The sequence below is a fragment of the Pseudonocardia sp. TMWB2A genome, from assembly GCF_017312135.1.
This window is the reverse complement of sequence record NZ_QKQY01000002.1, coordinates 5310587-5331957: the sequence shown is the minus strand read 5'-3', so window position 1 is coordinate 5331957 and position 21371 is coordinate 5310587. Positions and strand designations below refer to the sequence as shown.

The 21371-nt window shown below is 65.5% G+C and carries 23 protein-coding genes and 1 pseudogene; 8 read left to right on the top strand and 16 right to left on the bottom strand.

Features of this window, described 5'->3' with window-relative positions; all coding sequences use genetic code 11:
* Positions 1-87: 87 nt before the first annotated feature.
* The 10 genes from DMP17_RS39595 to DMP17_RS39550 all read right to left on the bottom strand — a co-directional run bounded on the left by DMP17_RS39595 (position 88) and on the right by DMP17_RS39550 (position 6731).
* The gene (locus DMP17_RS39595) at positions 88-1221 is read right to left on the bottom strand and encodes a tyrosine-type recombinase/integrase (RefSeq protein ID WP_337832226.1); all 1134 of its coding nucleotides are present in this window, start codon (positions 1219-1221) and stop codon (positions 88-90) included.
* Positions 1221-1439: a helix-turn-helix domain-containing protein gene (locus DMP17_RS39590; protein WP_208824972.1), complete on the bottom strand. Its 219-nt coding sequence runs from the start codon at positions 1437-1439 to the stop codon at positions 1221-1223. Before DMP17_RS39590 ends, DMP17_RS39595 begins: the two co-directional genes overlap by 1 nt.
* On the bottom strand, positions 1436-2791 hold the full coding sequence (locus DMP17_RS39585) for a replication initiator (protein ID WP_337832225.1): 1356 nt from the start codon (positions 2789-2791) through the stop codon (positions 1436-1438). Before DMP17_RS39585 ends, DMP17_RS39590 begins: the two co-directional genes overlap by 4 nt.
* A 97-nt stretch (positions 2792-2888) precedes the next feature.
* Positions 2889-3578 (bottom strand): hypothetical protein, encoded by a 690-nt coding sequence (locus tag DMP17_RS39580; protein WP_337832224.1) that lies wholly within the window; start codon positions 3576-3578, stop codon positions 2889-2891.
* Positions 3542-3757 carry a hypothetical protein gene (locus DMP17_RS39575; RefSeq protein WP_337832223.1) on the bottom strand — a complete coding sequence of 72 codons (216 nt, stop codon included), beginning with the start codon at positions 3755-3757 and terminating at the stop codon, positions 3542-3544. The genes DMP17_RS39580 and DMP17_RS39575 overlap by 37 nt, the downstream gene beginning before the upstream one ends.
* Positions 3757-5091: an FtsK/SpoIIIE domain-containing protein gene (locus DMP17_RS39570; RefSeq protein ID WP_337832222.1), complete on the bottom strand. Its 1335-nt coding sequence runs from the start codon at positions 5089-5091 to the stop codon at positions 3757-3759. Before DMP17_RS39570 ends, DMP17_RS39575 begins: the two co-directional genes overlap by 1 nt.
* 195 nt (positions 5092-5286) lie before the next feature.
* Positions 5287-5475 carry a hypothetical protein gene (locus DMP17_RS39565; RefSeq protein WP_010223771.1) on the bottom strand — a complete coding sequence of 63 codons (189 nt, stop codon included), beginning with the start codon at positions 5473-5475 and terminating at the stop codon, positions 5287-5289.
* Positions 5475-5813 (bottom strand): hypothetical protein, encoded by a 339-nt coding sequence (locus tag DMP17_RS39560; RefSeq protein WP_337832221.1) that lies wholly within the window; start codon positions 5811-5813, stop codon positions 5475-5477. Before DMP17_RS39560 ends, DMP17_RS39565 begins: the two co-directional genes overlap by 1 nt.
* 4 nt (positions 5814-5817) lie before the next feature.
* Positions 5818-6006: a hypothetical protein gene (locus DMP17_RS39555; protein WP_337832220.1), complete on the bottom strand. Its 189-nt coding sequence runs from the start codon at positions 6004-6006 to the stop codon at positions 5818-5820.
* A 323-nt stretch (positions 6007-6329) separates the two neighbouring features.
* A complete protein-coding gene (locus DMP17_RS39550; protein ID WP_337832219.1) occupies positions 6330-6731 on the bottom strand; it encodes a hypothetical protein in 402 nt (133 codons plus the stop codon).
* A gap of 128 nt (positions 6732-6859) precedes the next feature.
* On the opposite strand from DMP17_RS39550, the gene DMP17_RS39545 reads away from it, so the two are divergent.
* From DMP17_RS39545 to DMP17_RS39535, 3 genes are read left to right on the top strand one after another with little or no spacing between them, the layout of a single operon-like run.
* Positions 6860-7729, top strand: a complete 870-nt coding sequence (locus DMP17_RS39545) for a winged helix-turn-helix domain-containing protein (RefSeq protein ID WP_337832218.1) — start codon at positions 6860-6862, stop codon at positions 7727-7729.
* The gene (locus DMP17_RS39540; protein ID WP_337832217.1) at positions 7726-8418 is read left to right on the top strand and encodes an HAD family hydrolase; all 693 of its coding nucleotides are present in this window, start codon (positions 7726-7728) and stop codon (positions 8416-8418) included. The genes DMP17_RS39545 and DMP17_RS39540 overlap by 4 nt, the downstream gene beginning before the upstream one ends.
* Entirely contained in the window at positions 8310-9236 is a 927-nt protein-coding gene (locus DMP17_RS39535; RefSeq protein WP_337832216.1) for a phosphotransferase, read from the top strand. Before DMP17_RS39540 ends, DMP17_RS39535 begins: the two co-directional genes overlap by 109 nt.
* Here the strand turns inward: DMP17_RS39535 and DMP17_RS39530 are convergent.
* On the bottom strand, positions 9233-10138 hold the full coding sequence (locus DMP17_RS39530; protein WP_337832215.1) for a putative RNA methyltransferase: 906 nt from the start codon (positions 10136-10138) through the stop codon (positions 9233-9235). The genes DMP17_RS39535 and DMP17_RS39530 overlap by 4 nt on opposite strands.
* Positions 10139-10611: 473 nt before the next feature.
* On the opposite strand from DMP17_RS39530, the gene DMP17_RS39525 reads away from it, so the two are divergent.
* The 4 genes and pseudogenes from DMP17_RS39525 to DMP17_RS39515 all read left to right on the top strand — a co-directional run bounded on the left by DMP17_RS39525 (position 10612) and on the right by DMP17_RS39515 (position 15348).
* Positions 10612-12537, top strand: coding sequence for an ATP-dependent nuclease (locus DMP17_RS39525; RefSeq protein ID WP_337832214.1), 1926 nt, complete (start codon positions 10612-10614; stop codon positions 12535-12537).
* A pseudogene (locus DMP17_RS46570) lies at positions 12534-13175 on the top strand (UvrD-helicase domain-containing protein); the annotation flags it as partial. The gene DMP17_RS39525 and the pseudogene DMP17_RS46570, both read left to right, overlap by 4 nt.
* Before the next feature lie 69 nt (positions 13176-13244).
* A complete protein-coding gene (locus DMP17_RS39520) occupies positions 13245-14195 on the top strand; it encodes a 3'-5' exonuclease (protein WP_337832213.1) in 951 nt (316 codons plus the stop codon).
* A gap of 532 nt (positions 14196-14727) precedes the next feature.
* Entirely contained in the window at positions 14728-15348 is a 621-nt protein-coding gene (locus DMP17_RS39515) for a class I SAM-dependent methyltransferase (protein ID WP_337832212.1), read from the top strand.
* A gap of 592 nt (positions 15349-15940) precedes the next feature.
* On the opposite strand, the gene DMP17_RS39510 is transcribed toward DMP17_RS39515, so the two are convergent.
* From DMP17_RS39510 to DMP17_RS39495, 4 genes are all read right to left on the bottom strand, one after another.
* Entirely contained in the window at positions 15941-17125 is a 1185-nt protein-coding gene (locus tag DMP17_RS39510; RefSeq protein WP_337832211.1) for a glycosyltransferase family 2 protein, read from the bottom strand.
* Positions 17122-18252 carry a polysaccharide biosynthesis protein gene (locus DMP17_RS39505; RefSeq protein ID WP_337832210.1) on the bottom strand — a complete coding sequence of 377 codons (1131 nt, stop codon included), beginning with the start codon at positions 18250-18252 and terminating at the stop codon, positions 17122-17124. Before DMP17_RS39505 ends, DMP17_RS39510 begins: the two co-directional genes overlap by 4 nt.
* A 213-nt stretch (positions 18253-18465) precedes the next feature.
* Positions 18466-19158, bottom strand: coding sequence for a glycoside hydrolase family 16 protein (locus DMP17_RS39500; protein ID WP_337832209.1), 693 nt, complete (start codon positions 19156-19158; stop codon positions 18466-18468).
* Between the two features lie 369 nt (positions 19159-19527).
* On the bottom strand, positions 19528-19812 hold the full coding sequence (locus DMP17_RS39495) for a hypothetical protein (RefSeq protein WP_337832208.1): 285 nt from the start codon (positions 19810-19812) through the stop codon (positions 19528-19530).
* A 193-nt stretch (positions 19813-20005) separates the two neighbouring features.
* On the opposite strand from DMP17_RS39495, the gene DMP17_RS39490 reads away from it, so the two are divergent.
* Positions 20006-20404: an ATP-binding protein gene (locus DMP17_RS39490; RefSeq protein WP_337832207.1), complete on the top strand. Its 399-nt coding sequence runs from the start codon at positions 20006-20008 to the stop codon at positions 20402-20404.
* A 62-nt stretch (positions 20405-20466) separates the two neighbouring features.
* Here the strand turns inward: DMP17_RS39490 and DMP17_RS39485 are convergent, their stop codons facing one another.
* Positions 20467-21327, bottom strand: a complete 861-nt coding sequence (locus DMP17_RS39485) for an alpha/beta fold hydrolase (RefSeq protein WP_337832206.1) — start codon at positions 21325-21327, stop codon at positions 20467-20469.
* Positions 21328-21371: the final 44 nt, after the last annotated feature.

Sequence of the window (21371 nt, the reverse complement as noted above, 5' to 3'; positions counted from 1 at the left end):
CGCTCAGGTGGTTCTACCAGCGGAAACGGCGCCTACTCCCGATCTTGGGAGGGGCGCCGTCGTCGTTGTCGTGCAACTAGCGTGCAACTAGCCGTCGTCGTGCTCGTCGCGCTGGACCAGGTCGTTGAGGCGGCGCGCGATGGCTCGGTCCCGTTCGCTGGTGGCGTGCTGGTAGATCAGGGCGGCCCGCATCGAGCCGTGGCCCATGCGGTGCATCAGCTCACGGGTGCTGGCCCCGGCCGTGGCGGCGAGGTGGTTGCCGGTGTGGCGCAGGTCGTGGAAGTGGAAGCCGCTCGGGAGGCCGGCCGCGACGACCGTGCGGGTCCAGGCGGTGGCGCGGTGGAAGTTGCCCCGGCGTAGCGGGCCGTCGCGGTCGCCGGTGAAGACCAGGCCCTCCGTGCCTTCCTCGGCGTACTCGGCGATGTGCTCGCGCAGCTCGGTCACCAGCACGTCGGGCAGAGCGACGGTGCGAGCCCCGGCCACGGACTTGGTGGGGCCCGCTTCGATCTCTCCGTTCTTGTGTTCGGCCAGGCGCCGGTAGACGTGGATCGCTGCGCCGTCGAGATCGATGTCGCAGCGCCGCAGAGCCACCAGCTCACCCCAGCGCAGTCCGGTGAACGACGCTGCGAGGACGAGGACCCGGAAGCGCGGAGGCACCAGCCCGGCGAGCCGATTGACCTGCGCGACCGTCGCCGTCGGTCGCTCCGGGGTCCGGTGCTGGCCCGCGCCCTTGATCCGGCACGGGTTGCGCTTGATCAGTCCGTCGTCGACCGCGGTGTTGAGGATGGCGCGCAGGAGCCGGTAGGCCTTGGCGGTCCGATCCTCCGAACGTCCGTCGTTCAGGAGAGCGGACCGCCAGGACCGGACGCGGTCGGTGCTGATCTGCCCGAGCGGGTAGTCGCCGAGGTACGGGGCCAGGTGCAGGGCCCAGAGACTGGCGTACTCCTCGCGGGTCCTACGGCTGATCTTGTGCTCGGCGATCCACTGCTCAGCGAACTCACGCAGCGGGACCCTCCCCAGAGCCGGGTCGGTCCAGTCGTCGCGCAGCAGCTCGGTCTCGACCGTCGAGAGCCACTGCTCGGCCTCGCGCTTGCGGGCGAACGTGTCGGGTGCGGTTCGTCGTCGACCATCGGGACCGAGGTAGGAGGCCTGGTAGCGCCCGGACGGCAGCTTCCTGATCAGGCCGAATCGGCGGTGCCCGGGGCGGTTGCCGCGTGCCATCAGCTCACCTTCCGAAGCTGTCGACGCACGGCGGAGACGTCTACCGGCTCGACCCGTCCGGCCTGGACGAAGGCCTCCAGGTCGGTCACGCGGAGCCGGACGTGCCTGCCCATGTGGTGGAAGGCAATCCGACGCTCGGCGATCAGCCGCCGGACGAAGCGCACCGAGGTGTTCAGGTAGGCCGCCGCCTCGGGCACGGTCAGGTAGTGCGCGGTCATGACGTCTCCTTCCGGGCTCGCGTGGTGCGCTGTTCGCGCCGTCGTTCGGCGATGCCGAGTGCGATCTCTCGTTCGGCGTCGTTGCGGTGGCCGATGTGGACGACGGCCCAGTCGTTGACCACCAGCACCGATCCGGGATCGGTGGGGGTGTCGAGGGCGGCGAGGGTCTCACCGAGGCGGTAGGTGCGTCGGTCGCCGCGGATCGCGCCGAACGTTGTGGAGTAGGCGCGGGATTTTGTGAGGAAGTGGCCGCGGAACCCGAGCATGTGCGCCCAGCGGCGCAGGTTCAGGTCTTCGTACTGCTCGTGTCCGCCGAGCTCCCAGGCGGTCTCGATCAGGCGTCGGTGGTGCGGGGTGATGTCGAGGTGATCGAGGTGGGCGATGTCGCGGATCGGGCGGTCAGTGGCCTCGCTCTTGCCGGTGCCCTTGGTGGCGTACTTGGCGACGTAGGCGGCCAGGGCGTTGTCGGTGATTTCGCCGTCGTCGTTCTCCAGCGCCACCGCGGTCGTGCTCGTGATCGGCCGAATGTCGACCTGCGTCCCCCACACCAGCGCCTGCGTGGTGCCGTCGGGTCGGTCGACGGTCAGCGAGACGTCGTGTGCTGCGTCCCGGATCGCAATGTGCAGCGCGTCGGCGGTGATCCCTGCCGGTGGGGCGGTCCAGGGTCCGTCGGGGCCGTCGAGGCGGACAACGGCGTGGAAGTGGACCAGCCCGCGGCGCTGGTACTCGGCGACCTTGGCGTAGGACAGCCGGGCGTGATCCCGAAAGTCGCGCACCCGGACGCCGAGGACCTGGGCGAGCAGGCGGCGGAGTCGGATGGCGAAGCGGTTCCACAGGACCCCGGAATGCGCTTGCCAGAGCACCGCGCCCACGTAGTCGTGCGACTCAGGGTCGAGCGCGCAGCCGACCCGCGGGTCGTCGCGGTGGTGCTTATCCCCGCAGCGGCAAGGGATGACGAGGCCGCGGGCGGTCACTTGGCGGGTGTGGACCGGTCCGAACGACGGCGCGGTCAGCGTGACGAACAGCCGCGGGTGGGCTGCGGCGGTGTCGGGGACGCCCTTGCCGCCGGCCATTCCGGAGCGCAGGAGGTGGTAGGCGTCGGAGGCGTAGCGGTCCGAACAAGCCGGGCACACCGACGCCCTGCGGTTACCGCACGGGGCCAGGATCTCCCCGTCTCGCTCGGCCAGGACGGTGCCGGTGGCACGGTCGTAGATCCGCGAGGAACCGGTCAGGTGGATCGGTGCGGCGCAGCCGCCGATGGCGGTGACTTCTCGGCGCCAGGTCTGGAAGTTCTCCGAGCGCAGTAGGTGGGACAGGTCGTGGTCATGCTGGGTGGTCGTGGCAGCCGTCATCACGGCATCCCTCCGAGGGACGAGGTGAGTGGGGTGGGGTGGCGCCGGCCCCGCCGGGAGCTGGGGCTCGTCTGCGGCGGAGCCGGGCCAGGCCGCCTCAGCGGCGGTAGCGGCGGTGCTCGTGCTCGATCTCGACCGGACCCGGTGTGAAGCCGTGGTAGCGGGCCAGGAGCCGAGCAGCAGCCCGGTAGGACGAGGCATGGCCGACGAGTGCGCCGTGGTCGTTCTCGACCCGGTAGCGCCCGCCGTCGCGCAGCATCGTCCCGCCCTGACCGGTCATGCCGAGACAGACCAGCGCCTTACCGGGCTCGACGACGTCGACGTTGATCACGCCGGTGGAGCGCTGCGGCGTCTTGGCGGGCTCCGGCGTCGGTGCCGGGATGGGCCGTAGGTGGTCCCAGCGGGACACCATGTCCCGGGTCGCCTTGGGCACCAGCACCGAGCGGGCGGGACTTTCTGTGCCGTTGTGGTGGATGTGGTGGGTGCCGCCGAGGCGGAGGTGTCCGGTGTCGAGGAGCTGGGCGACGGTGTCCCCGTCGTGGCGGGCGAGGGCGTCGGCGCCAGGCCGGGCCGGGTCGGCCCGTAGCACGAGTCCGGTGCGCTCGATGACGAACAGCCCCGGGTCTAGCGCCAGACCGACCACACGGGCGACCTCCCGCGGGTCCTGCGTCGCGGCGGGCCCGTGGTCGCTGGTCTCGACGGTGACCGGATCCCCGAACAACGCACCCTGCACCGTGCTCGTCTGGCCGGTCATGCCGACCACCACCAGGTGGCGCGGGCCTCCCACGACCACTCCCGGGCGAGCTGGCGGACCACGTACCACTCGGCCACGACCGCACCAGCGGTGACGATCCAGAACCAGCCGGACGCCGATCCGAGGTAGATCCACGTGGCGCCGACGATCAGCGCGAAGAGCAGGGTGAACTTGAGCCAGGTGCGCAGGACCCATGCGGTGGTGGTGCCCATCAGGCGGCCCCCCGCTCGGTGTCGAGGTCGATCACGTCGGCGTCCGGTGGGGGCGTGCAGCGGGACACCAGCTCGGCGATGTCGTCGTCGGAGACGAACGCCGCCCGGAACCGGACCGGTAGACGCGACCCCTTGTCGATGACGAAGCCGATCCCGGCGTGGCGGGCGTCGCCGGGGATCTCATCAGCCAGCGCCCCACGCTCCCGCGCCCCTTCGCCCAGGACCATGTCGACGTGGGAGGCCGCGGTGACGCCGAGGCAGATCCGCTGGGTGAACAGCTCCCGCACGTCCACGACGTCCTTGGAGGGCTCCTGCAGGTAGCCGTGGACCGCGAACAGGGACGCCCGACCTTGGGTCATGACTTCGGCGAGGAGGCGGAGGGCGTCGCGGACCGAGGTGCGGTCGCCGTAGGCGGTGAGCATGGCCATCTCGTCGATGACCAGCAGCTCCACCGGCGTCCCCACACTCGGGGTGCAGGCGCGGATGTTCTGGTCGCGCATGTCGTCCTGCCGGTCGCGCATCGCGTCCCGGAACTCGGTCAGCAGCTCCAGCGCGGCGGGCATGGAGGTGGCGTAGCGGTGGAACAGCGGGGCGCCCTGCTCGGTCTCCACCCCACCCTTGAGGTCCACCATCCAGACCCGGACGATGCCGTCGCGGATACAGGGCCCGACCCCGCGCAGGGTCGACCAGAGCACGGAGCCCTTGCCCGCTCCGGAGGCGCCGGCCACGAGGCGGTGTCCGCCGATGACGGGGGCGGTAAAGGGTTCGCCGCGCTCGTTGTCCCCGATCTCCACCGCACCCAGGTCCACATCCTCGGTCGTCTCCGGGATGTCCGGAGCGGGGATAGTGCGGGTGAACGGAAGCTCCCACTCGATCACGATCGCGACCACACCGGGGCGGTGGCGGGTGATGGCGACCCGGTGGGCGATGAGCGCTTCCCAGAGGATTGAGGAGCGTTCCTGCCAGTAGGCGACGTCCTGGCCGCGGACCATGCGGACGTAGACGGTGTCGATCGACGCCGACGACGACCGCACCCGCAGCACCCGAGGGACGAGCAGGTCCCCGGTATGCCGGTGCTCCTTCGTGAGCCCGCAGTCGGACATGAGCTGCGCCCAGCGTCGGCCGCGGTAGACCGTCCAGCGCCGCCAGGTCGCGCGTAGTGCGGGTGCGGCGAATCGGTCGAAGCTGGCCGGGTGGGCACGACCCCAGACCGCCACGGAGCCCGCCAGAGCGCCGAGCATGAGCGCGGTGACGATCGGGCCGAGCATCAGCGCCAGCCCCAGGACGATCAGGGGGACGGCGACGAACCCGGGATGCCGGGCGGTCCAGGCCAACGCCTGGAACTCCCGCCCCGGAGGCCGAGACGCACGACCCACATGGGTGCGGGCCGGGCCGTTCATACGAGTTGCAGAGCTACTACGCTTGTTCACTGCTACCAGTCCTCACGAGAGTTTGTGTCGGGTAGCAGGGGCGCCCGCTGTGTGTTTCCGCCAAGAATCAGTGCAGCGGGCGACCCCACCACCCGGTGGTCATTTCTGTTCGCGCAGAGCGCCCCGTGCCGAGTCCAGGTGCACGGTGAGGTGGGCAACGTCGCGGGCGAGGTTGTCGTGGGTGTTCTTGAACCCACCCGTCCGATACGGAATCCCATGCAACGAACGCTTGAGTTCGCGCATCGCGGCATCCAACTCTTCGACGGTGCGGTCGACAGCCTTCGACATCACTTCCTCCATTCGCGGGAGACCAACTCGGCCTCCCACTTCTTGGCTGAGGCGGCCATGACCCGTAGCGAGGCGTGTGCGGTCTTCGCCGAGGCCCGGATCTCCTCCGGCGACGCAGTCGACCAGTGCTCCCCGCCCGCACCGCTCTTCGCCGACACCCCCTTCCCGGACCGCTTGGACTTGGAATCGGTGGCCTTCGCGGCGACCTTGTCGGCTTCGGCGAGGGCGTCGCCGACGAGCTGTAATGCCCGCCAGAACTCGCCGTACTTGCGCAGGGCGCGCCGGTTGACCTTCGGCAGGGTCTTGACCCGGTCGCGGGCCCCGAGGTTGATCGCCACCGCCTCAGACCCCCTTGCGGATGGCGAGCTGGGCCAGGCGCAGGCCCTCGGCGACCCCGGCCCGCCACGCCTGCTCCGTCGCCACCACCGGGTGCTCGGTGCGAGACCAGCGACGCCGCTCGATCTCCAGCCGCCGCACCAGCCGACCCACACCGGTCGTCACCCGCGGACGGACGCTCGTGTTGGTGTTCATGCCGTCATCTCCATCCCGACCGACGGCACCGGACCGTGGGTCTCGCCGTCTCCGAAGCAGCCCGGGCAGACCCCGGAACCACCACACGCCCCACACTCGACACCGCAGGTCGAGTCGCCGTAGCCGTCGCACACATCGCACGCTCGGCTACCGCTGCATTCGCCACACACCACCGCAGATCACCCCTGATCAAGGACACAGGTGTCCCCGTCTCGGAATTACTGGGAATTGCCGGAACACCATTCCGGCGAATAGATGGGCCGCTGTGTCAGGCGGCCGGCCCGCACATCACCCGGGCGACACCGACACGCAGACGGTGTCGGTCAGGAGTGGTTCTCGTCGTCCTTACCCCGCCGCATCGGCGCAGGCGCGGGGTGGGCGTGCTTGAGGCCCATCGCCTTGAACGCGATCCCCGAGACGGTCCGACCATCCGGGGACTCGATCGAGTACGGGTTGATCTTCGGGTCGATCAACTGCACCCGGGCGTCCTCCCCGAACCCCTCACCCGGGTCCGTCGTCAGGGTCACCTTGATCTCTTCGCCCTTCGGCGCCCGCTGCCCCGCCTGGACCTGGAGCTTCGCGAACAGCGACACCACGAACTGCGTCACCCCGTCCCGATCCGTGACCGGCACCTCCGCGCCGTTGGCGTCCTGACGGGTCTTGGGTGCGGGCGGCTCCACCACCGTGAGCTTGAAGCCGTCGAGCACTACCGGAAGATCCCTCATCACTCTCTCCTTCGTTGACCTGACCAGCTTGGCTAGCCATCTCAGAATGACCGGCTTGGCTAGCCATGTCAAGCACGAACGTGGAAGATGGCTAGCCGGGCTAGTCAGCCGACCGATACCGTGGGGTCATGAGCACGCCAGCCGAGTTCCTCGCGCACCTGGACCCGGAGGATCCGCGCACTCCGTCGCAGCAGATCTCCAACCAGATCCGCGCCGCGATCAAGCTGGGCAAGCTCAAGGCGGGGGAGAAGCTGCCGTCGCAGCCTGAGCTGGCCGAGCGCTACGGCGTCGCCCGCGAGACGGTCAAAGCTGCCCTGCGTCCGCTCTACGCCGAGCGACTGCTCATCAGCCGCCAGGGGAGCGGGGTGTTCGTCCGCGCCCAGACCGAGCTACCGGTGGGGCTGCGCCCACACATCGAAGCCGCGTTCGAGCGCCCGCACGTGCGCATCGACTTCGCCGGGTTCTCCGGCGAGACCCTGGCCAACACCCTGTCCGAGGTCCTGGACAAGGTCCGCGCCGGACGCCTTAGCCCGGAGTCCATCGCCGTGCGGATCATGCTGTCCGATCCCGGCGTCCCCCTCGCGCTCCCGTGCCGAGCCGACACCGCCGCCGACGACCCCGCAGTCCGCAAGCGCGCCGACCGGATCACTCGTCGTGCCGTGGACAGCATCACCGACGGCGTTCAGGAGCTTGCCGACCTCGGGTTGGTCAAGACCGCGACCGCGGAGGTCCGGGCCCACAGCGCCTCGCCGCTGTTCAAGCTCTACCTGATCAACGACGAGGAAGCGTTCTTCGGCTTCTACCCCGTCCTCGAGCACACCGTCACCATCGACAAGGCCCCCGTGCCGATCTTCGACCCGATGGGCAAGGACGCCACCCTGTTCCACTTCTCCACCGGAGACGACGCCGACACCAGCAACGGCCCCCAGTACGTCACTCAGGCCCGCACCTGGTTCGACTCCGTGTGGACCACCATCACCCGGGAGTACCCGCAGTGACCCTCCCGGCCGGAACCCGCACCCAGCTCGCTGACCTGCTCCGCGGCGCCCGGGTCCTGCTCCTGGACTTCGACGGGCCCGTCGCCCACCTGTTCGCCGGCCACCCCGCACCCGAGGTCGCCGCCGCTGTCCGCCAGTTCGCCACCGTGCACGGCATCGATCTCACCGAGGTCCGCACCGATGACCCGCTGGTCCTGCTCCGAGCCGCCTACCGGCACTCGCCCGAGTCCGGTCGTGACGTCGAGGCTCACGCCATCGAGCACGAGACCCGCGCCGCGATCTTCGCCGAACCGACCCCCGGAGCCCACGAGCTCATCCGCACCGCCGTTGCCACCGGCCACGCCGTCCTAGTCGTCAGCAACAACTCCGAGCGAGCCATCCGCACCTACCTGGCCCGCCACGACCTCACCGAACACGTCGCGCAGATCATCGCCCGCCCCTTCGGGCACCCCGAGCAGATGAAGCCCGACCCCCACCTACTGCACGTAGCCCTGGAGATCAGCCGAGCGGCACCGAGCGACGCGGTGTTCGTCGGAGACTCGATCACCGACATCCTCGCCGGGGCAGCAGCAGGAGTGCCGTGCATCGGCTACGCCAAGCAGCCCGAGCGAGCCGAAGGACTGGCCGACGCGGACGCCCTGGTCGTCGTAGACGACATGCACACCCTCGTTGGGGCACTGCGCTCGTGACTTCTCTCAGCCCCGCTGTTGCCGACGCTGTGCGCTGCCGATGGCCTGACCGTGCGGCTGCGTGGATCGAGAGCCTTTCCAACGAACTGGCTGAGGTCTGCGCCGCGCTCGCCGTGACACCTACCGGTCGTACGTTCTCTGCACGATCAGCCCACGTGATCGAAGCGACGAGTCGCTCCGGCGTGCGTCTGGTCCTGCGATCCAGTCCGGATCCTGCCGCCGCCCACCAGGCTGCGGTATCGGAGCGATTGGCAGCGCTCGACTTGGCGCCTGCCCTGCATCTCGTCAGCAACACTCAGACAAGCACCTGGACCGCGATGGACGCCATCAGTCCCGGGACCTCACTGGCCGAGCAGGAGCCGACACCGTCCCAGCTTGCGAGGGTGACCGAAATGATGGGTGTCCTCCGTAGCGGGAGCGGACCTGTATCGGCCCCAGACATCGTGCCCTGGCTGCACGCTCGCCTCACCGAACCGCCGGCCGATGACCAGCCGCCCCATCGCGGGCCTGCTGCTGAGGAACAGCGTCGCGCCGGACTCGACATGCTCGACCAGCTCGCCGACGACCTACGCCCGGGCCTCTGCCACGGCGATCTCTCGCCTCCGAACGTCCTGCACGGGGGCCGACGATTGTGGTTCATCGACCCCCGCGGGATGAACGGTGAAGCCGCGTACGACATCGCCGTGCTTGCGCTCAAGCTGAGCTATGACGACCTCAACACGGCCCGCGCACTGGCCAGAAGTATCGCCTTGGGCAGTGGGGACGATCCCGACCGTGCCGCAGGATGGACCGTCGTCGCCGACGCCGCGACCGTCTAACCTCCGCTCGTATCGCGACGGAGAACGACGACGTCCACAGCAGCGGTAAGCCCGAGAGTGTCCGGCAACTCTTGCACAACGCGGGCGCGGTGGTCTGAGTCAATGTGATGGGCGCTGGGCCCCATGTCGACGAGTGCTCGCACCTGGTCGCGGCTCAGTGCGAGTCGCCATCTCACCGGTTGTCGAGCGACCTCGACGAAGCCTCCAAAGGCGTGCCGCAGCCGGTTCGCCTTGCGGGAGTCGACGCCGATCGTGCCGAGGCGGTCGCGTAGCTCACGCAGATGCTCCGCGCCCGCCGTCGCCATGATCAGGACCCCGCCACCGGTCAGCACGCGGTCGATCTCGCCCGGTGTCCGTGGACCGAAGACGTTCAGCACGACATCGGCTGACCGGGACGCGAGGGGCAGCGGTTGCCACATGTCTGCTCCGATGGCGGCGGCCCTGGGATGGGCGCGGCTCGCACGTCGCAGTGCAGCTGCCGACAGGTCCAGGGTCGCGCCACATGCTTGCGGAAGTGCGTTGAGAGTGGAGGCGAGGTAGTAACCGGTGCCTCCGGCGAGGTCGGCGACGAGCCTGCTCTGCCGTGGGGCGTACTCGGCGGCGAACGCTGTGATTGTCGAGCGCAGTGCGTCGTAGTGGCCCTGGCCCAGGAATGATTCTCGGGCCGTCACCATCTCCGCGGTGTCTCCACGGTGACGGCGTCGGCCGGACAGCAACGTGAGGTAGCCCTGGCGGGCGATGTCGAAGGAATGGCCTCTCTGGCAGAGGACAGTCTTGCCGTCTCGGCGCAGTACGGCGGCGTGGCACAGCGGGCACCGCAGCCGTTCGAGGACGGCGTCCAGCGGGGTCGGGCATCGGGAAGAGCCGTCAGCGTGGCAGCCGACGGCCTGAGTGGTCTCCACAGTCGCGCAGTCCCTGAACGTGGAAGCGGGAACGCGGCGGTGGCACGTCTACACGGCAAGCCCATGTCGGCACGGGTGAGAGGCCGTCGGACCTAGCAGGGTCGGACGGCGGGGTGCACCGCCTCAGGCGGTACGGGGGCGCTTCGCGAGCGGGAGCCACATGACTCCGACCCTACCTCCCTGGTCCGCGCTGCACGTCAAGCATCAGGTGAGACCGGAACGTCAAGCATCAGCCGGGACACGACAACGACGCCAGCGCTCGCCGTGTCTAGACCTTCCTCTCGGTATCAAGGCGGCGCCTTCGGCGCCGCACCGCTTGTGGCCGCCGGGGCGTGCGGCCTCCGGCCGGTCCCCGGCGGCCACGCGGTATCAGCTACTTGGACTGAGGTGCAGCAAGTAACAGCTCGGGGGTCGCTAACGATCCGTAGTTGAGCGGTTGCAGTCGGACGCCACCGCATGCGACAAGGAGTCTTGTGCACCTCAAGTGTCTTCGTCTGCGGAACTTCCAGTCATTTGGATCGGAGCCCTCAACCGTATACTTCGATTCACTTACGTTCCTAATCGGTCCGAACGGGTCTGGTAAGACCGCCGTTCTGCGGGCGCTGTCTCGGATGTTCGCAGTCGAAAAACGAAATCGAGGTGTCAAGTCCTCAGACTTTCACGTCACAAGCGATAAGCAGGTTAGTGCTAACCTTTGGATAGAGGCGGACTTCGGGTTCTCCGAGCTGTTGGAAGACGGAGAGTCACCAGCTGTTCCTGACCACTACGCGCATCTCAAACTCGAAACTCCTGATTCGCCTCCCTTGATCCGCATTCGCTTGAGCGCCCAGATTGATATCGACGGTGAAATCGACGAAAAGCTCGAGTACGTAACGCGAGCAGATGAGAATAACGATCCGCTGGAGTGCCAGCCCGTTTCGCGATTTGATCGCACAAAGATTCAGGTTCACTACATTCCGGCTCGTCGTGACCCGTCTGAGCACATATCCTTCAATGCAACTACTCTTCTGGGGAAACTCCTGCGTGCGGCTGATTGGACAGAGGAGCGAAGCAAGCTTGCTGAGTTGGCCGATGAAGTTGGGATCAACCTTCTAGGAGTCAATCCCGGTGTGATCGCAGTGACCAAACGCCTACAAGAAGATTGGAAGTCGCTTCACAAGGGCGCGTTCTACTCTGATCCGAACCTCGCCTTCGAGAACTCGGACCTCGAAGCTGTCCTTCGAAACTTGTCTGTTTCGTTCAGTCCGACACATGGCGACGGATCGGTCAGCTACAGCCTACTGTCTGATGGACAACAGTCTCTTCTTTATCTGTCTCTAGTCCTTTGCGCTCAAGCCATCTTCAACGACGTCCTGTCGGGACAGGCGACCGGTTTCGATGCAGCTAAGTTGCGGCCACCCACGTTCTCCATGATTGTCATGGAAGAACCAGAGAATAGTCTTTCCCCTCACTATCTGGGCCGAGTCGTCGCCGCTCTGACCAAGTTTGCGTCGTCAGCTAGTGCGCAAGCCGCGGTAGCGACTCATGCACCCTCTATGCTCCGCAGAGTGTCGCCCGAGGCGATCAGATACCTTCGACTTAATGATCAACGAGAGACGACAATCCGGAGTATCGTTCTTCCTGCTGATGATGTTGAGGCCCGTAAGTTCGTAAAAGAAGCAGTTCAGGCGTACCCAGAGCTCTACTTCTCTCGCCTCGTAGTGCTAGGCGAAGGCGATAGTGAGCTGATCGTACTGCCACGACTCTTGCAAGCGTTTAAGTATGGGTCGGACGATGCTTCGATCACTGTTGCTCCTCTCGGTGGTCGTTTCGTACATCACTTTTGGCGTCTTCTGCGTGGGTTGGACATCCCCCATGTAACTCTGCTGGACCTAGACACTGGCAGGCATCAGGCCGGCTGGGGTCGAATCCGTTATGCGTTCAAGCAGCTTCGCGAGCACGATCCCGCTTCGACGGTAAGCGAAGACGTTATCAGTAAGCTGCCAAAATGGGATGATCTATGCGACTTTCCTCATTCGTCGAAACGTGGAACGAAGGCTCGCGAATGGCTTGAGGAGAAGAATCAAGTATTTTTCTCTGACCCCCTTGATCTTGACTTCTCGATGATTACTAGTTTCGCTCAGGCGTACGGAATCACAGAGAGCGAGTTGGAGCCTCCGGATCCGGACGTGATTTCCTCGGTTCTCGGCAAGAGTGCTAAATCAGTCGAGATGTACTCAACGGAAGAGCGAATGCACTTCTCCGTCTACCACCGGATCTTCAAGCTCTCAAGCAAGCCTGTTTCGCATCTGTTCGCACTGTCGAACTTGACGGATGACGAGTTGCGTGACGGTGCCCCGGCTTCACTGCTTCGAATGATCAAATCTATTGATAAGCTGATGAAAGATCTTCCAGAGTGAGCGCGCGAGACTCTTGGGTTCCTGCGGGTGATCTGACTCTGGAACCTAACGCTCTGAAAGCGGTCACGTCGACTGCAAGTGTTGCTGTGACTGCCGGCCCCGGCTCAGGGAAGACAGAGGTCTTAGCTCAACGGTGTGATTACCTACTCCGAACCGGATCCTGCCCTTATCCGAGGCGGATTCTGGCAATCTCGGCCAAGCGTGACGCTCGGGCGAACCTTGCGGAACGAGTGAGGGGCCGCTGCGGTAGCGAACTCGCTGATCGACTTGACAGTCACACGTTTCATGCCTTTAGCAAAAGCCTGATCGACAGATTTCGGGTCGTGCTAGAGGGGGCTGATGCGCTTACAGTTGACTACGCCGTTGGGAAGACGCTGATTCCCGGAAAGCAGATCCGATTCGGGGATATGATTCCTCTGGCGACGAGGATTCTTGAAGCCAGCCCAATTGCACTTCGAGCTATTCGACAGACGTACAGTCACGTTCTACTCGACGAATTCCAGGATTGCACAAGCGACCAATACAGGCTTCTTTGCGTCGCTTTTGGTGGAACGCCGACTGTCCTAACAGCAGTAGGTGACACAAAGCAGGGAATTATGCGATGGGCTGGTGCGCTAGAAGGAATCTTTGAGCGATTTAGACAAGATTTCGGGGCAACCGGATTCAATCTCTACATCAATCGACGGTCAGGGGTTCGTCTGCGACGCATGCAGAACGAGATGGTCAAGGTGCTTGAGCCTGATGCGGCCCTGCCGGCTACGGACTTGGTTGGTGATGAAGGCGAAGCAGTACATTTAGGGTTCGATAGCGAGGTTGATGAGGCGGCACACCTCGCGGACGAAATCAGTAGGTGGATCTCCGATGAGAATCTGCAGCCATCGCGAATCGGTGTCCTTGTGTCTAAGCAGCCTAATCTGTATGCCGCTGACCTGGTTCGGGAGTTGGGGCAGCGAGGGGTCCCCTGTCGGGACGAACAGTCTATGCAGGACCTCGCGAAGGAGCCACTCTTCAACCTGTTGAACGACTACTTGCGAGTGCTATTTGGTGATCGGCAGGCTCGTGCCTATGTGCGCTTGTATCGCTACCTTATCCCTTCCGACCTGACGCCCGCCGCGGAGTACCGCTATCGATTGGAATGGGAGAACTACATCAGCAGTACGAAGCAGGAGCTTGGTCAAGCCGGCAGCCTGCGGGATCAAGTTGAAGAGGCTGTCTCATCGTTTATCAGTAGGATTGGTGTCGACTTTACTCGCAATTTAGCGTCGGAATATCGGGACGGGAACTACCTCGATGAGGTCCAAGCGCAGTGTCTTGCGAACATTAATCAAGTATGCGGTGTTGTAACCACTGGTGAGGATCTTGTAACTTCTTTAGACAACGACCAGGCCGTCCGAATAATGACAATTCACAAAAGTAAGGGTCTTGAGTTTCACTCCGTGGTCATGCTTGCGGTTGAGCGAGAGACTTTCTGGGGTGATTCAGCGGACGAGGCCTCGGCGTTCTTTGTTGGGATATCTCGTGCTGAAAAGCGGCTTGTTCTGACATCGACTAGTCGCCGGTCACGCCCTGCTGGCGTGTGGAGATGGGACGAGTCGCGAGTGGCGCACAGCGAGTTCTTAGGCTATCTGTACAATTCGAAGGGTTCTGTTCCGTCCTAAAGTGATTCAAGTCAGAAGATGCCCTCGCCGGGCGGGCAGGTCTCCGAGATGGTGGCGATACGCGCTCGACGAGAGTCCGGGTCGTTTGTGGCAAGTGGCTGCGCCATCTCGACGACCTCCGGAGGGCTATCACGTTGGGGCCAGGGGGCAAGCCTGGGAATGTGGTCGGGTTGGGCCGACGCCCAAGATCAGGGCGCCGCGCCCTAGGTGGTCCGGTTTGTCTGGCGGTGCCCCCTGACCCCAACGTGATCGGGCTGCGCCAGGTCGACGAGATGGCGCAGCCACGGCTCGGTGAGGTGGGTCGCGCGGGAGAGCGAGCGGTCGCTGGCACTGTGGCCGTACAGGGGCGTACACGGAGCAATCCCGGAGCAAACCACTGGGGAGCTTGCTGCAACTTGAGACGACGCGATGACACGAAGGCCCTGGGTAGACGGCACGCGACATCACAGGCCAGTACAACGTAGTCGTGTTCGGCCGCCGTCACACCGAAGAGCGCGCATCGCGGGGCGTGCCTGTCTGGCACTCTGCGTGCGTGCCTGACGAGCCAGCGCAGAGATGGAACCACAACATCCACTATCACCGGCTCGTGCTCGATGTCATCCCCAGCGGGGCTACATCAGCTTTGGATGTGGGCACAGGAAACGGCCTGCTCGCGGCGGAAATGCGCCGTGCAGTCCCCAACGTGACAGGCATCGACTGTGACTCGACTGTTCTGGACGCGGCGCGGCTGGAGGACGACTCGGTCCGCTGGGTGCGGGGAGACGTCCTGAGCCACCCTTTCGAGCTGGGCTCGTTCGACGTGGTCGCCTCGGTCGCCACGATGCACCATCTCCCGGACCTCGAAGCGTCGTTGCTGCGGTTCGCCGAGCTGACTGCACCGGGAGGTGTTGTGGCTGTGGTCGGTCTTGCTCGGACCTCCCGACTCCCAGAGGTGTTGCTGCATGGGTTCGGTGCGGTGCAGCACGCCTACCTCCGGAGGCGCCTGGGCTTCTGGGAGCACTCCGCGCCCATGGTGTGGCCGCCGCAGCACACCTACGCCGAAGTCCGCCACGCGGCGCGCACAGTGCTCCCTGGTAGTCGCTCGCGGCTGCTGGCGATGTGGCGGTACCTGTTGGTGTGGCGCAAGCCGGGGCTACCGCCTGCTCGTCTGTAGGTGGACGCGCGGCGGGAGACCCCGTGTCGTGGGGTGCCTGACCAATTGCCTGACAACGGCCCCTCACGACGGCAGCACCCGGCGGACGTCCACGGACTCGACAAACCCGTTCACCTGGGCACCATCGCCTGTCGAGCCGTCGCCTCAGTTGCTTCACACCGAAGAGGTCGCCGAATCATGCTTGGGCCAGCGGTTGTAGCCGACGGCCCGATCGTTCGAGCGCAGGCGGCGGATGAAGTCAGGCTCGACCCTGCTGACCTCGGATTGTGTCGCAGTGTCCGACTCCCAGAGGATCTCCTTGCGAATCGTGAAGTCGCGTTGCTGGACTCGAGTGAAGTCCTACTCGATCAGCCAGCTGCTCGCGCTCCCGAAGTAGTTCAGCGTGTCGGTTCGATCCTGACCGATGTAGATCTTGCCACTCGGACATGTGATCTTGTAAATGACCATCATTCGCGCATCTCACCCGAGGGTGCGGATACCGTCAAGGCGGCCGCGGCTTTGCCAGAACGTGACCCTCAGCCTGGCCATCAGTAGGCTTCACGCCCCCCGCCATCGCGACGCAAGCCCGTGGAGTAGCAGCGAGGCGCCAGCGCTACTGAGTATGGCCTGCCGCGGTGGTCTCGCGGTCGCTGCCGCTTCGAACACTCCGTTCCGGTACCCGGATGACTCCTGCGTTGCGCGCACTGAGGGCCATCTTCGCGTAGGAGAAGGCGCCGAGGGGGACGAGTACGAGGCTGATGAACGCGGCATAGAAGGGGACTGCGAGAAGGGCGAGGTCGCGGCCGGCCCGGTGTAGGTAGAGGCCGAGTGCGATGTAGAGGACGACGACGATTGCCAGAATCGAGTTGGCGTGGACGATGGCGTGCCAGCGCAGTGGGAGCATGAGGATGGTGACGATGAGACCGTAGCTCCAGAAGTACGGGTGACGGAGCCCGATCCGGGCGTTGACGACGAACAGTCGGAACTCGCCTCCGGCCCAGGCCAGGTGCTGCCTCCACCACGCGCGGAAGGTCTCGGGGACTGTCGTGGGGACCTCGAACGGGACATGGCCGACGCGGTAGCCCATGCCTTCTGCTAGTACACCCGTCTCGACGTCGTTGCCTTGGAAGAACAGGGAGTGGTGGCGCATGACGTCGCGCAGAGCCTCGGTCCGTCCGGCGTGACAGGCACCGGACACTAGCCACGGGGCGATGACTCGCATCTTCATGGCGAGCCGGTATTCATAGGCCTGTAGCCGCGTCATGATCGAGTGGCGTGCGTTGGAGGGTACGAGTCGGATCGATGCGACGTCGAGACCGCGGGAGACCATGGCCCCGATGAGGATTTCGAGAGGCTGGGTGGTGGTCGTGTCGGCGTCAATGCAGACCACGTACGTCTCGGCGAGTGTCGGAAGAACCTCACGGATGACGGTGTCGCGTACGGTGCCGCCGGTAGCTCGCTTGCCGTCGTGCGAAGCCGGGGCGGCGTGGGCTCGGAAGATGCGAAAGCCGTGCCTGCTGGCGATCTCGATCAGCGCGCGGTTGAACTCGTCCGTCTCGTGGGTCGTGGTGCAGAGGACGACCTTGGGTCCGTAGGTGGCGAGGTAGTCGACGTTCTCCAGGTAGCGGATGTTGCCATAGATAGGGACCAATACAGCGAAGTCGGAGACGCTGAATGTGCCGACGTTCACCGCAGCGGAGTGGCGGGCGCGGACGCCGCCAATGGCGTCGATGAGCATCCAGGCCAGGGGCAGCAGGAGGAGGGCGAGCACCCATCCGAGCGCGCTGTAGATGGTCATGACGCGATTTCCAGTTCCGGGGTCTGACGGGCGGACGGGACGACGACGGGGCTGGCGAGTTGCCAAAGCCTGGTGAGCAGTTCGTCGCGGGACATGACCGGCGCTCCAGCGCAAAGATCGTGTACCTGTGTGAAGAAGCTGGACTGCTCGACCGGTCGGCGGTGGATGCATGAGATGCGGTCGTGCGGGGTGACCGTGGTCTGCTCGCGACTCTGATCGACGAGCTGTTCGTCGAGCTTCTCTCCGTCGCGCAGGCCGGTGTAGGCGATTGGGTTGTCGGCACCGGTCAGGGTAAGGAAGCGGCCGACGAGATCGACGATGGCGACGGGGTCGCCCATGTCGAGGACGTAGGTCTCTCCGCCGCGAGCTAGAACCGCTGCCTCGATCACGAGGGACGCGGCCTCTGGGATGGTCATGAAGTAGCGGGTGGCACGTGCGTCGGTGACGGTGACTGGGTGGCCGTTTCGTACCTGCCAGGCCAACGAGGTCAGGAGGCTGCCACGGCTGCCGAGCACGTTGCCGAAGCGCACCGAGGCGACGCGGGTCCGGTCACTGGCGTAGCAGGCTGCGATGTCCTCGGCGATTCGCTTCGTCGCGCCGAGAACACTGGTCGGGTTTGCTGCCTTGTCTGTTGACACATTGACGATGAGGTGGGCGCCGGCGGATTCGGCTGCAGCGACGACGTTGTGAGTGCCCAGGACGTTAGCTTTGATTCCTTCGCTGGGGAATCGTTCGAGCAACGGTAGGTGCTTGTGGGCGGCGGCGTGGAAGACGATGTCGGGACGAATGTCCCAGACGAGCCGTTGGAGCGTGTCGACATCTCGGATGTCGGCCAGGATGACGTGCGGATCCGTGAGTAGGCCGTTTCCGCTGATCTCGAGCTGAAGTGCATGCAGCGCGCCCTCGTCCTGATCGAGCATGTAGACGTGCTCGGCGCCGAGACTTCGGACCTGGCGAACGATTTCGCTGCCGATGGAGCCGCCAGCTCCCGTCACGAGCACCGACCTGCCTTGGATCAGTGCCTGAGCGGCAGGGCCGTAATCGATCACCGAGTTGCGGCCGAGCAGTGCGGGGCCAGCCGCGAAGATGTCGCAGGTAAACGCGGGACTAGAGGCGTGACTGGACACGGTTCTCCCAGATTGTAATCGCAGGGAGGCGCGCCACACGGTTCCGTGGCCGAGGCGGTTCGCTTGATGGGGAGCGTCCGCGGCGCCTTTCGTGTCACCTGTCGTGGCCTGCAGTCGGCTTGTTAGCGCACTACCGCTCCGATCATCTTTCTTGGGTACCGGATGCCGCGTAGTGATTCCTCACAGGCTGCTTCGATGCAGCTCAGCGACGCATCAGGCCTGGTGCGGGGTGAAGCTAGCCGAGTCGACCACGACGGCTGTCGCCTCACGGGCGGGCACGCCGCCGAGCCAGGTCGGGTACCACGCGTTGAGATAGAAGTTCATCGGGTCGATGGGAACCCCTGCGGCCCAGGACCCGAGAAGCTGGCCGTCCGCGTAGAACTCGACGCCTCGGGGGAAGGTCGCGATGGCGTAGTCATGAAAGTCCGCTACGGGGTCGAAGGGTAAGTCAACCTCGACGGTCTTCGTGAGTTCGCCGCCCGCGTAGGTCGTCAACCTCGCATGGCCAGCGGTTCGATTATATAGTTCAATATCGACCTCATGTGCGAAATCTGGTGGCGCATAGAGAAAGAAACCGGTGACCGAATCCGGGGAGTCTGCTGCCTTGATCCTGGCCCTGCATGTTCCCGCCGGAAGCGCGGCAACACTCCGCAGCTCGGCCCCGGTCAGATCCCCGCCGGGCAGGTTAAGATGCAGCTTTCCATCGACGACCGTGACATTCGTTGGAAGCATTTCGGTACGCGCGAGGGTGTGCGGCTCGCCAGTGGTCCAGAGATCCGTGCTCAGGGTTTCAAAGTCGTCCGCAAATCCAGATACAGACGCCAGCGGCCTGTTGCTCCCGCACGACATGTGCGTCAAAAGCGCAGCATTGAAGCCTGCGAGCAGGAACGTTCTACGCTGGATCATACATCTCCAAGTCGCGGAATCGACTGCTGCCCGACGATAGTCGAGGCAAGGTCTACGCTGCCAGTTGGCTGAGCGAAGCAAGGGGCAGACGGGTTCGTGGTCAGCGACGCGCCCATCCCGGGCCGCCGTGCAATTGGCGTGCAACTACTGGCGGGCACACGCGGTCAGCCAAAGGGCGTCTTGTCCGCTGTTTCCCCTGGTCGGCGGCGGCGAACGCCAGTCTGGCGAGGCCTTCCAAACTGGCTACGCGGGTTCGATTCCCGTCGCCCGCTCCACGCTCTGACTAGCACGAACGGCACCCACTCCCGATCCCGGGAGGGGCGCCGTTCGGCGTTCGTGCCAGATTCGTGCCAGATCAGTGGCCGGAGGTCAGCTCGCGGCCTCTTCTCCGGCGGCTCGCGCTTCGCGGATCATCAGGTCCAGTGCCTCGGCGATCCGGTGGTCCCGCTCGCTCGTCGCGTGCTGGTAGATGAGCGCTGCTCGCGCGCTGCCGTGGCCGATGCGGGACATCACCTCGCGCAGCGTCGCACCGGTCTGCGCGGCCGGTGTGCCGCAGATCGTGCAGGTGCAGCTTCGGGTTGGCTCCCGCCGTGCGCACTGCCTTCTGCCACATCTTGTTGAACGCGCTGCGACGCGCCACGCGGCCAGCAGCACCAGCAGTCTGTACCGCCGCTGGATTCCTGTGGCGATCGCGAAGACCTCCGCCAGCGTCGCGGTGGGCCGCTCGCATGGTGGCAGCCATGACGGCGATCGTGTCCGGCCGGTTCTCGCCGCGCCACGTCGAGCAGCTGCGCAGCCGAGGTTGGCTCCGGCGACTTCCGGGCGCCACCGCCCCACAGGACGACCGATGATGAATCGGGGCTCGCTCGTGCTTGGCGCGGGTGTAGTGGTCGCGTCATCGGCGTGGATCGCTGCCTACCTCCTCGCTGACCTGAGGGGAACAGTGGAGGGGTTGTTGCTGTCGGGCCGCCGCATCGACCTGCTCTGCATCGACGAGCTCGGCTACATGCAGCTCGACCGGCGCGGCGCCGAGATGCTCTTCCAAGTCATCACCGAACGCGAAGGAACCAACTCCATCCCCATCGCCTCCAACCAGGCCTTCTCCGGCTGGACCGACACCTTCACCGACCCCAGGCTCTGCGCCGCCATCATCGACCGACTCATCTTCGCCGGCCTGATCATCGAAACCGCTACCCGGTCCTACCGACGTGCCCACGCCCGCGCCCGACGAGTAGCGGCCTCCTGATCCTTCGGACCCTGCCGTGTCTCGCGGTCTCAGACGGCTCCGACCACCTGCCCCTCAGGGGCTTATCTGCTTGCTTGCACGATGGCGCCGGCGAATGTGTCGGGCGCCTCGACCGGGACGAAGTGGCCGACCCCATCCACGGGCTGCACGGTGACCTGCGCGAAGAATTCTCCGACACGGTCGGACCAGGCGCGCAGGAACAGGGGGTCGTGCTCGGCCCACAGGAACGTCGTGGGCACCATGATCTTCTCGTCGGGGACCGTCTCGCCCAGGTAGCGCGCCACGACGTCTCCGGCCGCTCGGTAGTACCCGATCGACGCAACGAACGCGCCGGCGGGGCCATACACCGACGTCAGGTGCTCGAGCCGGGCGGCGTCCAGGATGAAGTCAGGGCCGGACCAGTGGGTCCAGAAGTACTCCAGATAGTCCCGCACAGCGTCCGGTTTCCCGTCGAGGAGCTTCTCGGCCAGGTCGAGATGATGGAATGACTGGTACCAGAACTCGCGAAACGGACCTTCGCTGAGAATCCGTGACCCGACGCCTGGAGCCGGTGGCGTGATGACCATGGCGCTGAGCAGGTCGGGCCTGTCCTTCGCGAGCTGCTGACCGACTCTGCTGCCGACGTCGTAACCGCCCAGCACGACTCGGGAGAGCCCCAGCTCGTCGATCAGTCCCGTGACACTGCGGGCCTGGGCCACCATGCTGTAGCAGTCGCCGGGGTCGCCGAGGTGCTTGTCCGAGGCGCCGAAACCGCGCAGGTCCGGCACGACGACGTCGAACTCGTCCCCGAGCCTCTCGGCGACGGACGCCATGTCCGTCCGGTCCCCAGGCCAACCATGAAGCAGGACCACCGGCGGCCGACCAACCGATCCCAGACGGTCGAAGCTCAGGGTGAATCCATCGACCGGGGCGCTCGTCGACACAGGGAACACGCTCCTTCCGGCAACGCCTGCCCGCGACCCGAGCC